The 14,041-nt window shown below is 71.6% G+C and carries 13 protein-coding genes; 9 read left to right on the top strand and 4 right to left on the bottom strand.

The features are described 5' to 3' along the window. Nucleotides 1-22 precede the first annotated feature (22 nt). The 4 genes from B9W62_RS29480 (at nt 23) to B9W62_RS29465 (ending at nt 3,693) form a co-directional block, all read left to right on the top strand. On the top strand, nt 23-811 hold the full coding sequence (locus tag B9W62_RS29480; protein ID WP_087809995.1) for an AAC(3) family N-acetyltransferase: 789 nt from the start codon (nt 23-25) through the stop codon (nt 809-811). Between the two features lie 87 nt (nt 812-898). Then, nucleotides 899-1,822, top strand: a complete 924-nt coding sequence (locus B9W62_RS29475) for an ABC transporter ATP-binding protein (protein ID WP_087809994.1) — start codon at nt 899-901, stop codon at nt 1,820-1,822. Further along, nucleotides 1,819-2,616 carry an ABC transporter permease gene (locus B9W62_RS29470; RefSeq protein WP_087809993.1) on the top strand — a complete coding sequence of 266 codons (798 nt, stop codon included), beginning with the start codon at nt 1,819-1,821 and terminating at the stop codon, nt 2,614-2,616. The genes B9W62_RS29475 and B9W62_RS29470 overlap by 4 nt, the downstream gene beginning before the upstream one ends. A gap of 6 nt (nt 2,617-2,622) precedes the next feature. Next, a complete protein-coding gene (locus B9W62_RS29465; protein WP_087809992.1) occupies nt 2,623-3,693 on the top strand; it encodes a COX15/CtaA family protein in 1,071 nt (356 codons plus the stop codon). Here B9W62_RS29465 and B9W62_RS29460 read toward each other — a convergent pair. The 4 genes from B9W62_RS29460 to B9W62_RS29445 all read right to left on the bottom strand — a co-directional run bounded on the left by B9W62_RS29460 (nt 3,648) and on the right by B9W62_RS29445 (nt 7,036). After that, the gene (locus B9W62_RS29460; RefSeq protein ID WP_179235729.1) at nt 3,648-4,391 is read right to left on the bottom strand and encodes a nucleotidyltransferase domain-containing protein; all 744 of its coding nucleotides are present in this window, start codon (nt 4,389-4,391) and stop codon (nt 3,648-3,650) included. The genes B9W62_RS29465 and B9W62_RS29460 overlap by 46 nt on opposite strands. 39 nt (nt 4,392-4,430) lie before the next feature. Further along, complete coding sequence (locus tag B9W62_RS29455) at nt 4,431-5,537, bottom strand: amidohydrolase family protein (RefSeq protein WP_087809990.1); 1,107 nt, start codon at nt 5,535-5,537, stop codon at nt 4,431-4,433. Between the two features lie 98 nt (nt 5,538-5,635). Beyond that, nucleotides 5,636-5,980, bottom strand: a complete 345-nt coding sequence (locus B9W62_RS29450; RefSeq protein WP_179235728.1) for a hypothetical protein — start codon at nt 5,978-5,980, stop codon at nt 5,636-5,638. 87 nt (nt 5,981-6,067) lie between these two features. Continuing rightward, nucleotides 6,068-7,036, bottom strand: a complete 969-nt coding sequence (locus B9W62_RS29445; protein ID WP_373433713.1) for a heme o synthase — start codon at nt 7,034-7,036, stop codon at nt 6,068-6,070. 354 nt (nt 7,037-7,390) lie between these two features. Here B9W62_RS29445 and tkt point away from each other — a divergent pair, with 354 nt between their 5' ends. Genes tkt through pgl form a run of 5 tightly spaced genes read left to right on the top strand, consistent with a single transcriptional unit; the run spans nt 7,391 to nt 13,992 of the window. Then, nucleotides 7,391-9,478 carry a transketolase gene (tkt, locus tag B9W62_RS29435; RefSeq protein WP_087809987.1) on the top strand — a complete coding sequence of 696 codons (2,088 nt, stop codon included), beginning with the start codon at nt 7,391-7,393 and terminating at the stop codon, nt 9,476-9,478. 34 nt (nt 9,479-9,512) lie between these two features. Next, nucleotides 9,513-10,631, top strand: coding sequence for a transaldolase (gene tal / locus B9W62_RS29430; RefSeq protein WP_087809986.1), 1,119 nt, complete (start codon nt 9,513-9,515; stop codon nt 10,629-10,631). Between the two features lie 3 nt (nt 10,632-10,634). After that, nucleotides 10,635-12,158, top strand: coding sequence for a glucose-6-phosphate dehydrogenase (gene zwf, locus B9W62_RS29425; protein WP_087809985.1), 1,524 nt, complete (start codon nt 10,635-10,637; stop codon nt 12,156-12,158). Next, entirely contained in the window at nt 12,155-13,210 is a 1,056-nt protein-coding gene (gene opcA, locus B9W62_RS29420; protein ID WP_087809984.1) for a glucose-6-phosphate dehydrogenase assembly protein OpcA, read from the top strand. The genes zwf and opcA overlap by 4 nt, the downstream gene beginning before the upstream one ends. Beyond that, nucleotides 13,207-13,992, top strand: coding sequence for a 6-phosphogluconolactonase (gene pgl, locus B9W62_RS29415; protein ID WP_087809983.1), 786 nt, complete (start codon nt 13,207-13,209; stop codon nt 13,990-13,992). The genes opcA and pgl overlap by 4 nt, the downstream gene beginning before the upstream one ends. The last annotated feature ends 49 nt before the right edge of the window (nt 13,993-14,041 follow it).

Below are 14,041 nucleotides of genomic sequence, written 5' to 3'. Positions count from 1 at the left end.
GGCTTCCGGAACACTCCCCCGCATGCCCACACCCCCTCCGACCGGCCCACTCGTCACCCGCGGCTCGATCGCAGCCGGGCTGCGCGAACTGGGTGTGCGCACCGGCGACACCCTCCTCGTGCACTCCTCCCTCAGCTCCCTGGGCTGGGTCTGCGGCGGCCCCGTAGCGGTCGTCCAGGCGCTGCTCGACGTCCTCGGCCCGAGCGGCACCCTGGTGGTCCCGGCCCAGACCGGCGACCTCTCCGACCCGGCCCTGTGGACCAGCCCGCCCGTCCCCGAGGAGTGGTGGGAGACCGTGCGCGCCGCGACGCCCGCCTACGACCCGCTGATCACGCCGTCGCGCGGCGTCGGGGTGATCCCCGAGACCGTGCGCACCTGGCCGGGCGCCCGGCGCAGCGCCCATCCGCAGACCTCCTTCGCGGCCCTCGGTGCCCGCGCCGAGGAGGTGGTCGCCGACCACGCGACCGACTGCCGGCTGGGCGAGCGGAGCCCGCTGGCCACTTTGGAACGACTGGACGCCCGGGTCCTGCTGCTCGGCGCGGGCTACGACGCGTGCACCGCCTTCCACCTCGCCGAGTACCGGATACCCGCCCCGCTGGTGGAGGTGGGCCGTCCGGGACCGGTGGGCTGGGAGCGGGTGACCGAGGTGTCGATCACCTCGGAGCGCTTCGACGAACTGGGCCACGACTTCGAACGGGACCGCCCCGTCGTGCGCGGCCGGGTCGGCGCGGCCGAGGCACGCCTGTTCCCGCTGCCGGACGCGGTCGCGTACGCCGAGCGGTGGCTGCCGCTGCACCGCCCCCGCGAGTGAGCCCCGCCCCGGGGCCGGAGGAGGTTACCCACGGTTTTCCACACCCCCGCGCCCGGCAGGTCGTCCGCCTACCTAGACTCGTGACCCATGCGAAGCGAGCCCGTGGTCCAGGTCCAGGCCCTGGTGAAGCGGTACGGCACGAAGACCGCGGTGGACGGCCTCGACCTGGTGGCCCGCACGGGCGTCACCGCCGTGCTCGGCCCCAACGGGGCGGGCAAGACGACCACGGTCGAGACCTGTGAGGGATACCGCAGACCGGACTCCGGGACGGTGCGGGTCCTGGGCCTGGACCCGGTGCGGCAGGGCGCCGAGCTGCGCCCGCGGATCGGCGTGATGCTCCAGTCCGGCGGCGTCTACTCCGGCGCCCGCGCGGACGAGATGCTGCGGCACGTCGCGAAGCTGCACGCCCATCCGCTGGACGTCGGCGCGCTGATCGAGCGGCTCGGGCTCGGCTCGTGCGGCCGCACCACGTACCGCCGGCTCTCGGGCGGGCAGCAGCAGCGGCTCGCCCTCGCGATGGCCGTGGTCGGGCGCCCGGAGCTGGTGTTCCTGGACGAGCCGACTGCCGGTCTCGACCCGCAGGCCCGCCGCGCCACCTGGGACCTCGTGCGGGACCTGCGCGAGGACGGGGTCTCGGTGATCCTCACCACGCACCACATGGACGAGGCCGAGCAGCTGGCCGACGACGTGGCCATCATCGACACCGGCCGGGTAGTCGCCCAGGGCTCCCCCGAGCAGCTGTGCCGCGGCGGCGCCGAGAACACCCTGCGGTTCACGGGCCGCCCGGGACTGGACGTCGCGTCCCTGCTCAAGGCGCTGCCCCCGGACTCCGCCGCGGCCGAGCTGACCCCGGGCTCCTACCGGGTGAACGGCGAGGTCGACCCGCAGCTGCTCGCCACCGTGACCTCCTGGTGCGCCCAGCACGGGGTGATGCCGGACCGCATCTCGGTGGAGCGGCACACACTGGAGGACGTCTTCTTGGAGCTGACGGGCAGGGAGCTGCGCGCATGACCACGACCTCGACCACGGGCAGCACCGGCGCCACCGGTACGTACGCGCCCAGGCCCGGCGCCGCGCCCCTCGGACGCATGATCGCGGCCCAGGCCGTGCTCGAGACGAAGATGCTGCTGCGCAACGGCGAGCAGCTGCTGCTGACGGTGATCATCCCGACGCTGCTGCTCGTCCTGTTCAGCTCCGTGGACATCATCGACACCGGGGCCGGAGAGGCGGTCGACTTCCTGGCCCCCGGCATCCTCGCGCTGGCCGTGATGTCGACGGCGTTCACCGGGCAGGCCATCGGCACCGGCTTCGAGCGCCGGTACGGGGTGCTGAAACGGCTGGCGGCCTCCCCGCTGCCGCGCTGGGCCCTGATGACCGCGAAGACGGCCTCGGTCCTGGTCACGGAGGTGCTCCAGATCGTGCTGCTGACGGTGATCGCCTTCGCGCTGGGCTGGTCGCCGCACGGCAACCCGGCGGCCGTGCTGCTGCTCCTGGTCCTCGGCACCGCCGCCTTCTCCGGGCTCGGTCTGCTCATGGCGGGCACGCTGAAGGCGGAGGCCACGCTGGCCGCCGCCAACCTGGTCTTCCTGCTGCTCCTGGTGGGCGGCGGGGTGATCGTGCCGCTGGACAGGTTCCCGGACGCGGCGCAGGACGTGCTGGGGCTGCTGCCCATCTCCGCCCTGTCGGACGGGCTGCGGGACGTCCTCCAGCACGGGGCCTCGATGCCCTGGGGCGACCTGGGGATCCTCGCCGGGTGGGCGGTCGTGGGGCTCGCGGCCGCCGGGAAGTTCTTCCGCTGGGAGTAGGAACACATGCCCGGGACCGACCCTCGTGAAAGCGTGCACAAGCGGGCGCCTACGATGGACGGCGTGCCAAACGTGACCCGTGCCGACGCCGTAGCCGCCGTGCGCAACCCACTCGCCTTCATCGCCGCGCGCTGGACCCCGACCCCCCGGACGGTCCAACGGGCGGCCCTCGCGCCCCTCGTGATGTCCGTGGTCATCGTCGTCACCGGCGGCGCCGTCCGGCTCACCGGCTCGGGCCTCGGCTGCCCGACCTGGCCCAAGTGCACCGACGACTCGCTCACCACCACGAGCGAGATGGGCTTCCACGGCGTCATCGAGTTCGGCAACCGCATGCTGACCTACGTGCTGTGTGCCGCCGTCGGCTGGGCGATCATCGCCGCCCGCTCGCAGAAGCCCTACCGGCGCAGCCTCACCCTGCTGGGCTGGGCGCAGTTCTGGGTCGTGATGAGCAACGCCGTGCTCGGCGGCATCGTCGTGCTCGTCGGCCTCAACCCGTACACGGTCGCCGCGCACTTCGTGGCGACGACGGCGCTGCTGACCCTGGCCACGGTGATGTGGCAGCGCACCCGGGAGGGCGACACGGCACCGCGCCCGCTGGTCGGCGGCTCCGTGCGGCAGCTGGTGTGGGTGATGGTCGTCGTCTCCGCGCTGCTGATCGTGGTCGGCACCGTGGTCACCGGCGCGGGACCGCACGCGGGCGACTCCAGCGACGTGCCGCGCATGCCGGTCGACTGGGAGATGATCAGCAAGGGGCACGCCGTTCTGGCGTGGATCGTGGTGACGCTGACGTTCGCCCTGTGGTTCGTGCTGAAGGCGGTCGACGCGCCCAAGGGGCCCCTGGCCCGCACCCGCGACCTGTTCCTGGTGCTGCTGGCGCAGGGGGTCATCGGGTACGTCCAGTACTTCACCGACCTCCCCGAGGTCCTGGTCGGCCTGCACATGTTCGGCTCGTGCCTCGTGTGGATCGCGGTGCTGCGGGTGCTGCTGTCGCTGCGCGAGCGGCCCGAGGAGACGGTGCCCGGGCTGCCCGCTCAGGAGTACGACGCCACCAGCGTGTCGATGGCCGGTCCCAGGTAGCTCCGGGTCAGCTCCGCGCGGCGGGCGGTCCACTCCCCCGTGGCCGCGGGCCGGGTGTGCTTCCCGTACCGCCGTTCGGCGATGTCCTCGACGACCTCGCCGGGGGCGCCCAGGGCGGACAGTTCGTCCAGTGCCTGCCGCTTGGTGATCAGGCGCCCCTCGTGCAGGGTGACGGTGGCGCGGGCGAAGGTGAGCAGGCCCAGGTCGACCCAGACGTCCTGCCGCCACAGCTCCGCCCGGCGCACGCTCGGCCGCCAGAACTCCCGCTGGTCGCGGACGACGAACCCGGCCAGCTCCGGGTCCGCCACCGGCGGCAGCAGTTCGGCCGGCAATCCGCCATGCAGGACGCGCCCGAAGCTGTGCAGTTCGCGCCGGGTGACCGGGGTCACGGTCCGCTTGAAGAGCTGCTGATGGGCCCAGGTCAGATGCCGCTGGTCGGGGTCGGCGACGGTGTCGGGCGACAGGTACGTGCAGTGCAGCAGTCCGGCCAGGGGCTCGTCGCGCAGCCGGGCGTGGAGCAGTCCCAGCCGCCAGGCCGTACGGGCCGTGGCCGGCCGGGGCAGGACCGCGATCAGGTCGAGGTCGCTGCGGCCCTCCTGGTAGTCGCCCGCGCCCAGTGAACCGTGTGCCCAGACGGCCACGGGGTCGAGGGGCGCGAGGCCGGTGAGGAAGCGGTCGAGCAGGGCGTCGGTCGGCATGCGCCCAGTCTCTCCGCCTCGCTCCGGTGTGTACACCCGTCACTCCAGCCCGTACACCCGCACCGCGTTCCCCGAGGCGATCAGCCCCGCCACCCGCTGTGCGTCCCCGAGGGACCACGCCCCCTCGGCCACCCAGGCGCCCAGCACCCGTCCGAGGGCCTCGCGGAAGAGCCGGGCGGCGACCACGTGCAGCTCGGGCAGGCCCTGGGCGCCGCTGGAGAACAGGATCTTGCCGAAGGGGGCCAGCTCCAGGATCTCCGCGAGGACCGTCGCGGCCCGGGCACCGGTGCGCACCAGGGCGGCGCCCGCGTCGGCGTAGACGTGCGGGAAGACCCCGGCCAGGTGGGCGGCGTGGCGGTGGTACGGGTAGCCGTGCAGCAGGACCAGGTCGGTGCCGAGGCCGGCGGTGGCCCGCACGAAGTCGGTGAGCAGGACCGGGTCCGTGCGGTCGATGCGCAGCCCCGGCTCCCCGAGGCCCGCGTGCAGCTGGAGCGGCAGGCCCGAGGCGACGGCGATCCACAGCAGGTGGCGCAGCAGCACCGGGTCGCTCAGCTCCCCGCCGACCTCGCGCCCGGTGAGCCAGCGGGCGGCGGCCCCGCGCACCTCGCCGGGGCCCGGCGGCTCCGGGGCGAGGGCCAGGCCGTGCCGCACCCCGGCGACGGAGGTGAAGGCGACCGCGCCCGCGGCGGCGCCGTGCACGGCCTCGGCGAGGTTGGCGAGGAAGGACTCGACGGTGCCGGAGGTGTCGGCGACCTGCTCGGCGAGGAGTTCCAGGCGCACGATCTCGCGCGTGTCGGCGTCCGCGGCGGTGGCCATCTCGGCGGGGCCGGTGAGGTCGCCGGGCAGTCCCGCGTCGACCAGGTAGGTGGTGATGCCGCTGCCGCGCAGCAGCCGGCGGTCGGCCTCCATGACGCCCAGTTCGCGGCGCCGGGCCAGGTAGCGGGCGGGCGCACAGTGCGGTTCCAGACCGAGCAGGGGCGGGCACCAGCGGCGTACCGCGAAGCCGGTCTGGGTGTCGAAGAGGGTGGTGCCCGGGGCGGGCGGACCCTCGGTGCGGGCCAGCTGGGCCTCGAAGGTGCCGAGGCCCAGCTCCGTTCTCAGGACGCCGTGGCAGTACTGGTCCACCAGGGACGGCGTTTCGATCATCCGGGCTCCCCGTGCTGGGACCGTGTGCCGTGCGGCTCGCGTGCCTCGCGGCCCGTGCGCCTGGCGGCTTCCTACGGTCCTAACGGGTGAACCCGGTCTCAGGTGTTGCTCGGCCCGCCGACCTGGATGCCGGCCATGCGGGACCACTCGTAGCGGCCGGTGGTCACCTTGGCGGCGAACTCGCCGTCGAAGTCCTCGTGGACGGTGATCCCGGACTTCGCCACGGCCTGCTGCGCGGTCTCGTAGGTGCGCGCGACCAGGTCTCCCCAGGCGCCGTCCGCGCCGACGAGGACGATCCGGGCACCGCGCTCACCGAGGTAGGCCACCTGGGCCTCGGCCCCGCCGTGCGCCTTGGAGAACGCCTCGATCCGCCCGGCCATACGCGCCACCCGGCGCTCGGCCCACCGGTCGGGCTTCGTCTCAACCTGCTGCGTGTCTGCCATGACCAGGATGCTACCGACGGGTAGATCGAACGGCGACGGGCGGGGTGCGTGGCCTTGGCCACGCACCCCGCCCGTCGGGAAGAGATCTCAGCGCAGGAAGGGGTCCACCGCGATGGCGAGGAACAGCACCGACACATAGGTGATGGACCAGTGGAACAGCCGCATCTCCTTGAGCTTGCCGCCGGTCACCTCGGCCTTGGCGCGGTTTTGCAGCCCGTGCGCCTCCCACAGCCACATGCCGCCGGCCGCCAGGGCCACCGCCGTGTAGAACCAGCCGGTGTAGCCGAGCGGCTGCAACAGCAGCGACACGAGGACCATCACCCAGCTGTAGATGACGATCTGCCGGGCGACCACCTTGTTGGACGCGATCACCGGGAGCATCGGCACGCCGACGCGCGCGTAGTCCTCCTTGACCTTCATGGACAGCGGCCAGTAGTGCGGCGGCGTCCAGAAGAACATCACCCCGAAGAGGATGATCGGCGCCCAGGACATCGAGTCGGTCACGGCCGACCAGCCGATGAGCACCGGCAGACAGCCCGCGATGCCGCCCCAGACGATGTTCTGCGAGGTGCGGCGCTTCAGGATCATCGTGTAGACGACCACGTAGAAGAGGAGCGCGCCGAGCGAGAGCCAGGCCGACAGCCAGTTGACGGTGAAGCCGAACAGCAGCGTGGAGACGATCGCCAGGGCGATGCCGAAGACGAGGCATTCGACCGGGCTGACCATGCCGGTCACCAGCGGGCGCTGCGAGGTCCGGTCCATCAGCGCGTCGATGTCGCGGTCGATGTACATGTTCAGCGCGTTGGCGCCGCCGGCCGACAGGTAACCGCCGACGCAGGTCAGCAGCACCAGCTTCAGATCCGGAACACCCTGTTCCGCGAGGAACATCACCGGAACGGTGGTGATCAGCAGAAGCTCGATGATCCGCGGCTTGGTCAGCGCCACGAACGCCTTGACACGGGCCCCGAACGGCCGGTGACTCGGGCTCTGGCTCGTCCCGATTACCCCCGCAGGACGGGATTCAACGGCCGTCACGCACACCCCTGACAGAGACATCCCAGCAAGCCTCCCCGTGTGAAGTGGCGGTAAAGGCTCGCGCGTACCACGCCACTTTAGACGTTGCCCATACCTCGGCCTTCGCGGGGGTGGGCTCGTGTTGGCGCAGGCGCTCCGACGTGCGTTCGGAGAGTCGATTGAGCGGTCAGATGAGCGGCTCCGTATTCACTTGCCGAATGCGGTTTCGCCCAGTCGACAGGCGGATCCACAAGAGTCCCGGCAGTCTGGTTTCCAGCGGAAAAACGCACGTACTTACGGGGGTAGGCTCGGCAATGGCCGGCCGACTCACGGACGCGCCGGCAGCCGGTGCTCGCGCACCGGCAACCGACATGTGGAGAGGAGCCCTGACTCAGGGTGAGCACCAAGCCGACCACCACAGACCTCGAGTGGACCGAACTGGACCAGCGGGCCGTGGACACCGCCCGCGTCCTGGCCGCCGATGCCGTACAGAAGGTTGGCAACGGCCATCCGGGTACGGCGATGAGCCTGGCGCCCGCCGCCTACACCCTCTTCCAGAAGGTGATGCGGCACGACCCCGCCGACGCGAACTGGGTCGGGCGCGACCGTTTCGTGCTGTCCGCGGGCCACTCGTCCCTGACCCTCTACACCCAGCTGTACCTGGCCGGTTTCGGCCTTCAGCTGGCGGACCTTCAGTCCTTCCGCACCTGGGGTTCCAAGACCCCCGGTCACCCGGAGTACGGCCACACCACGGGCGTGGAGACCACGACCGGCCCGCTGGGCCAGGGTGTCGCCAACGCGGTGGGCATGGCGATGGCCGCCCGCTACGAGCGCGGCCTGTTCGACCCGGAGGCCCCCGAGGGCACCTCCCCGTTCGACCACTTCATCTACTGCATCGCCGGTGACGGCTGCCTCCAGGAGGGCATCTCCTCCGAGGCGTCCTCGACGGCCGGCCACCAGAAGCTCGGCAACCTGGTGCTTCTGTGGGACGACAACCACATCTCCATCGAGGGCGACACCGAAACCGCCGTCTCCGAGGACACCTGCAAGCGGTACGAGGCGTACGGCTGGCACGTCCAGCGTGTCGCGCCGAAGCCGGACGGCGACCTGGACCCGAACGCGATCTACGACGCGATCCAGGAGGCGAAGAAGGTCACCGACCGCCCCTCCTTCATCGCCATGCGCTCGATCATCGCCTGGCCCGCCCCGAACGCGCAGAACACCGAGGCCGCGCACGGCTCGGCGCTCGGCGACGACGAGGTCGCCGCGACCAAGCGCGTCCTGGGCTTCGACCCGGAGAAGTCCTTCGAGGTCGCCGACGAGGTCATCGAGCACACCCGCAAGGCCCTGGAGAAGGGCCAGGCGGCCCGCGCCGTGTGGGAGAAGTCCTTCCAGCAGTGGCGGGACAACAACCCGGAGCGCGCCGCCGAGTACGACCGCGTGGCCAAGGGTGAGCTGCCCAAGGGCTGGGAGGAGAAAATCCCGGTCTTCGAGGCGGGCAAGGGCCTGGCGACCCGCGCCGCGTCCGGCAAGGTGCTCCAGGCGCTCGGCGCGGTGATCCCGGAGCTGTGGGGCGGCTCGGCCGACCTCGCGGGCTCGAACAACACGACGATCGACAAGACGTCGTCCTTCCTCCCCAAGGGCAACCCGCTGCCGGAGGCCGACCCGTACGGCCGCACCATCCACTTCGGCATCCGCGAGCACGCGATGGCCGCGGAGATGAACGGCATCACGCTGCACGGCAACACCCGCATCTACGGCGGAACGTTCCTGGTCTTCTCCGACTACATGCGCAACGCCGTGCGCCTGTCGGCCCTGATGCACCTGCCGGTGACGTACGTGTGGACGCACGACTCCATCGGTCTGGGCGAGGACGGCCCGACCCACCAGCCGGTCGAACACCTGGCCTCGCTGCGCGCCATCCCCGGCCTGAACGTGGTCCGTCCGGCCGACGCCAACGAGACGGCGATCGCCTGGCGCGAGATCCTGCGCCGCTGGACGAAGGAGTTCGGCAAGGGCCAGCCGCACGGTCTGGCGCTCACCCGCCAGGGCGTGCCGACGTACGAGCCCAACGAGGAAGCGGCCAAGGGCGGCTACGTGCTGTTCGAGGCGGACGGCGGCGAGCCGCAGGTCGTCCTGATCGCCACCGGTTCCGAGGTGCACGTCGCCGTCGAGGCGCGTGAGCAGCTCCAGGCCGACGGCGTGCCCACCCGGGTGGTGTCCATGCCGTCCGTGGAGTGGTTCGAGCAGCAGGACCAGGGGTACCGGGACAGCGTCCTGCCCCCGTCCGTGAAGGCCCGGGTCGCGGTCGAGGCCGGGATCGGCCTGACCTGGCACAAGTACGTGGGGGACGCCGGACGCATCGTCTCCCTGGAGCACTTCGGTGCTTCTGCGGACGCCAAGGTGCTCTTCAAGGAGTTCGGCTTCACCGCCGAGAACGTCGCGTCCGCCGCCCGGGAATCGATCGCCGCAGCCCAGCGCTGACGCTCGTACACGACACGTAGGAGATGCATTTTCCATGACAGACGCACTCAAGCGCCTCTCCGATGAAGGCGTCGCGATCTGGCTGGACGACCTGTCGCGCAAGCGGATCACGTCCGGCAACCTCGCCGAGCTGATCGACCAGCAGCACGTCGTGGGCGTCACCACCAACCCGTCGATCTTCCAGAAGGCGATCTCGCAGGGCGACGGCTACGACCAGCAGCTCGCCGACCTCGCGGTGCGCGGGGTCACGGTCGAAGAGGCCATCCGCATGATCACCACGGCGGACGTCCGCGACGCCGCCGACATCCTGCGCCCGGTCTACGACAACACCGGCGGCAAGGACGGCCGGGTCTCCATCGAGGTGGACCCGCGCCTGGCGCACAACACCCACGCCACGGTGGCCGAGGCCAAGCAGCTGGCGTGGCTGGTGGACCGGCCCAACACGCTCATCAAGATCCCGGCCACCGAGGCCGGCATCCCGGCGATCGCCGAGACCATCGGTCTGGGCATCAGCGTCAACGTCACGCTGATCTTCTCGCTGGAGCGCTACCGCAAGGTCATGGACGCCTTCCTGACCGGCCTGGAGAAGGCCAAGGAGCGCGGCCTGGACCTCTCCCAGATCCACTCCGTGGCGTCCTTCTTCGTGTCCCGCGTGGACACCGAGATCGACAAGCGGATCGACGCGCTCGGCACCGACGAGGCCAAGGCGCAGCGCGGCAAGGCCGCCATCGCCAACGCGCGCCTCGCCTACCAGGCGTACGAGGAGGTCTTCGGCACCGACCGCTGGGCCGCCCTGGAGAAGGCCGGCGCCAACAAGCAGCGGCCGCTGTGGGCGTCCACCGGTGTCAAGGACAAGGCGTACAGCGACACCATGTACGTCACCGACCTGGTCGCGCCGAACACGGTGAACACCATGCCGGAGGCGACGCTGTTCGCCACCGAGGACCACGGCGAGATCACCGGGGACACCGTCTCCGGGACGTACGAGCAGGCCCGCGCCGACCTCGACGCGGTCGAGAAGCTCGGAATCTCCTACGACGAGGTGGTCCAGCTCCTGGAGAAGGAAGGCGTCGACAAGTTCGAGGACGCCTGGAACGACCTGCTGAAGTCCACGGAGGCGGAGCTCAAGCGCCTCGCTCCCTCGAAGGGCTGACAATTGTCAAGCAGCAATCCGCTGCGTGACCCCGCAGACCGACGGCTCCCGCGCATCGCGGGGCCGTCGGGTCTGGTCATTTTCGGCGTCACCGGCGATCTGTCCCGCAAGAAGCTCATGCCCGCCGTGTACGACCTCGCCAACCGGGGCCTGCTGCCGCCGGGCTTCTCGCTCGTCGGGTTCGCCCGCCGCGACTGGGAGCACGAGGACTTCGCCCAGGTCGTGCACGACGCCGTCAAGGAACACTCCCGCACGCCGTTCCGCGAGGAGGTCTGGCAGCAGCTCATCCAGGGGATGCGCTTCGTCCAGGGCACCTTCGACGACGACGACGCCTTCGAGCGGCTGCGCGGCACCATCGAGGAACTGGACAAGGCACAGGGCACGGGCGGCAACTTCGCCTTCTACCTGTCGGTGCCGCCGAAGTCCTTCCCCGTGGTCATCCAGCAGCTGAAGAAGCACGGTCTCGCCGACCAGTCGAGCGGCTCCTGGCGGCGCGCGGTGATCGAGAAGCCGTTCGGCCACGACCTCAAGTCGGCCGAGGAGCTCAACGCGATCGTCCACGAGGTCTTCGGCTCCGACCAGGTCTTCCGCATCGACCACTACCTGGGCAAGGAGACCGTCCAGAACATCCTGGCGCTGCGCTTCGCCAACACGATGTTCGAGCCGATCTGGAACCGGTCCTACGTGGACCACGTGCAGATCACCATGGCCGAGGACATCGGCATCGGCGGCCGGGCCGGCTACTACGACGGCATCGGCGCCGCCCGCGACGTCATCCAGAACCACCTGCTCCAGCTCCTCGCCCTGACCGCGATGGAGGAGCCCGCCTCCTTCGACGCGGACGCGCTGGCGGCGGAGAAGACCAAGGTGCTCGGCGCGGTCCGCCTCCCCAAGGACCTGGGCCGGGACACCGTGCGCGGCCAGTACGCGGCCGGGTGGCAGGGCGGCGCCAAGGCCGTCGGCTACCTCGAAGAGGACGGCATCGACCCCAAGTCGAAGACCGACACCTACGCCGCGATCAAGGTCGGCATCGACAACCGCCGCTGGGCGGGCGTCCCCTTCTACCTGCGCACCGGCAAGCGCCTCGGCCGCCGGGTCACGGAGATCGCGGTGGTCTTCCAGCGGGCCCCGCACTCCCCCTTCGACACGACGGCCACCGAGGAACTCGGCTCGAACGCGATCGTCATCCGCGTCCAGCCCGACGAGGGCGTCACCGTCCGCTTCGGCTCCAAGGTGCCGGGCACCTCGATGGAGATCCGGGACGTGTCCATGGACTTCGCCTACGGCGAGTCCTTCACCGAGTCCAGCCCGGAGGCGTACGAGCGCCTGATCCTGGACGTCCTGCTCGGCGACGCCAACCTCTTCCCGCGCACCGAGGAGGTCGAGCTGTCCTGGAAGATCCTCGACCCGATCGAGGAGTACTGGGACGAGCACGGCACCCCGGCCCAGTACCCGGCCGGCACCTGGGGGCCCGTCGAGGCCGACGACATGCTGGAACGAGACGGACGGAGCTGGCGCCGGCCATGAAGACCGACCTCACGGACACCACGGCCAGCAAGATCAACAAGGCGCTGGTGCTCGGCCGTCGGGCCATCGGCACCCCGGCCATCGGCATGGTGCTCACCCTGGTCATCGTCACCGACGAGGAGAACGCCTACGACGCGCTGAAGGCAGCGAGCGACGCCGCGCACGAGCACCCCTCGCGCACGCTGGTCGTCATCAAGCGGGTCTCGCGCTCGCCCCGCGACCGCACCCGGTCCCGGCTGGACGCCGAGGTCCGCCTCGGTGCCGACGCGGGCACCGGCGAGACGATCGTGCTGCGGCTGTACGGCGACGTCGTCGACCACGCCCAGTCGGTGGTCCTGCCGCTGCTGCTGCCGGACGCGCCGGTCGTGGTCTGGTGGCCGGTGAACGCGCCGCTGGACCCGGCGAAGGACCCGCTGGGCGCCCTCGCCCAGCGCCGGGTCACCGACACCTACGCCTGCGAGGAGCCGATACGGGAGCTGGCGGCCCGTGCCGACGCCTACGCGCCGGGCGACACCGACCTGTCGTGGACCCGCATCACGCCGTGGCGCTCCATGCTGGCGGCCGCGCTCGACCAGGTCGACTGCAAGGTGCAGGGCGTCGAGGTGGAGGGCGAGGAGTTCAACCCGAGCTGCGAGCTGCTCGCGATGTGGCTCGCGGACCGGCTGGACGTGCCGGTGCGGCGCACGGTGTCGAGCGGTCCGGGTCTCACCGCGGTCCGCATGGACACCGACTGCGGCCCGGTCGTCCTGGACCGGGCCGACGGCTCGCTGGCGAACCTCTCCATCCAGGGCCAGCCGGCCCGCGCGGTCGCGCTCAAGCGCCGCGAGACGGCCGAGCTGATCGCGGAGGAGCTGCGGCGCCTGGACCCGGACGACACGTACGCCTCGGCGCTGCGGTACGGCGTGGACCGGCTGACCGAGTCGGCCAAAGGAGACCGGGCCGGAGAAGGGGACGCCCTCGCGGCCGCCGCTCCCGTCGGGACGGTCGCGAAGGCACCCGCGAAGGACGCGGCGCAGGAGAAGACACCGGTGAGGAAGGCGGCGGCGAAATGAGCGACACCCCGCAGCTGGTCGTGCACCGCGACAAGGAGCTGATGGCCGAGGCCGCGGCGGCCCGCCTGATCACGAAGATCGTGGACGCGCAGGCCTCCCGGGGCAGCGCGTCCGTGGTCCTCACCGGCGGCCGCAACGGCAACGGCCTGCTCGCGGCGCTGGCCGGCTCCCCGGCCCGGGACGCGATCGACTGGAGCCGGCTCGATCTCTGGTGGGGCGACGAGCGCTTCCTGCCGGAGGGCGACCCGGAGCGCAACGTCACCCAGGCGCACCAGGCGCTCCTCGACGCGGTGCCGCTGGACCCGAAGCGGGTGCACGCGATGGCGGCCTCCGACGGCCCCTACGGCTCGGACGTGGAGGCGGCAGCGGCGGCCTACGCGCAGGAACTGGCCACGGCGTCCGTCCCCGAGAACCACGCCGCGGTCCCGTCCTTCGACGTCCTGCTCCTCGGCGTCGGCCCGGACACCCATGTGGCGTCGCTCTTCCCGGAGCACCCGGGGGTCCGGGAGACGGAGCGCACGGTGATCGGCGTCCACGGCTCCCCCAAGCCGCCGCCCATCCGCATCTCCCTGACCCTGCCCGCGATCCGCGCCGCCCGTGAGGTCTGGCTGCTCGCGGCCGGCGAGGACAAGGCGAACGCGGTGGCGATGGCCCTGTCGGGCGCGGGCGAGATCCAGGCCCCGGCAGCGGGCGCCCGGGGCCGCGCCCGCACCCTGTGGCTCCTGGACTCGGCGGCGGCGTCCCAGCTGCCGAGGTCGCTGTACCCGCCGGCGTCGGCCTGAGGAGTGCGGGCCTGGGTGCCGAAGGGTCTCACTCCCTCCGGCACCCGGG

This window comes from Streptomyces sp. CS113, assembly GCF_002188365.1.
Classification (GTDB): domain Bacteria; phylum Actinomycetota; class Actinomycetes; order Streptomycetales; family Streptomycetaceae; genus Streptomyces; species Streptomyces tendae.
Note: the sequence above shows the minus strand (reverse complement) of the source record. Positions and strands in the feature narration are given on the sequence as shown.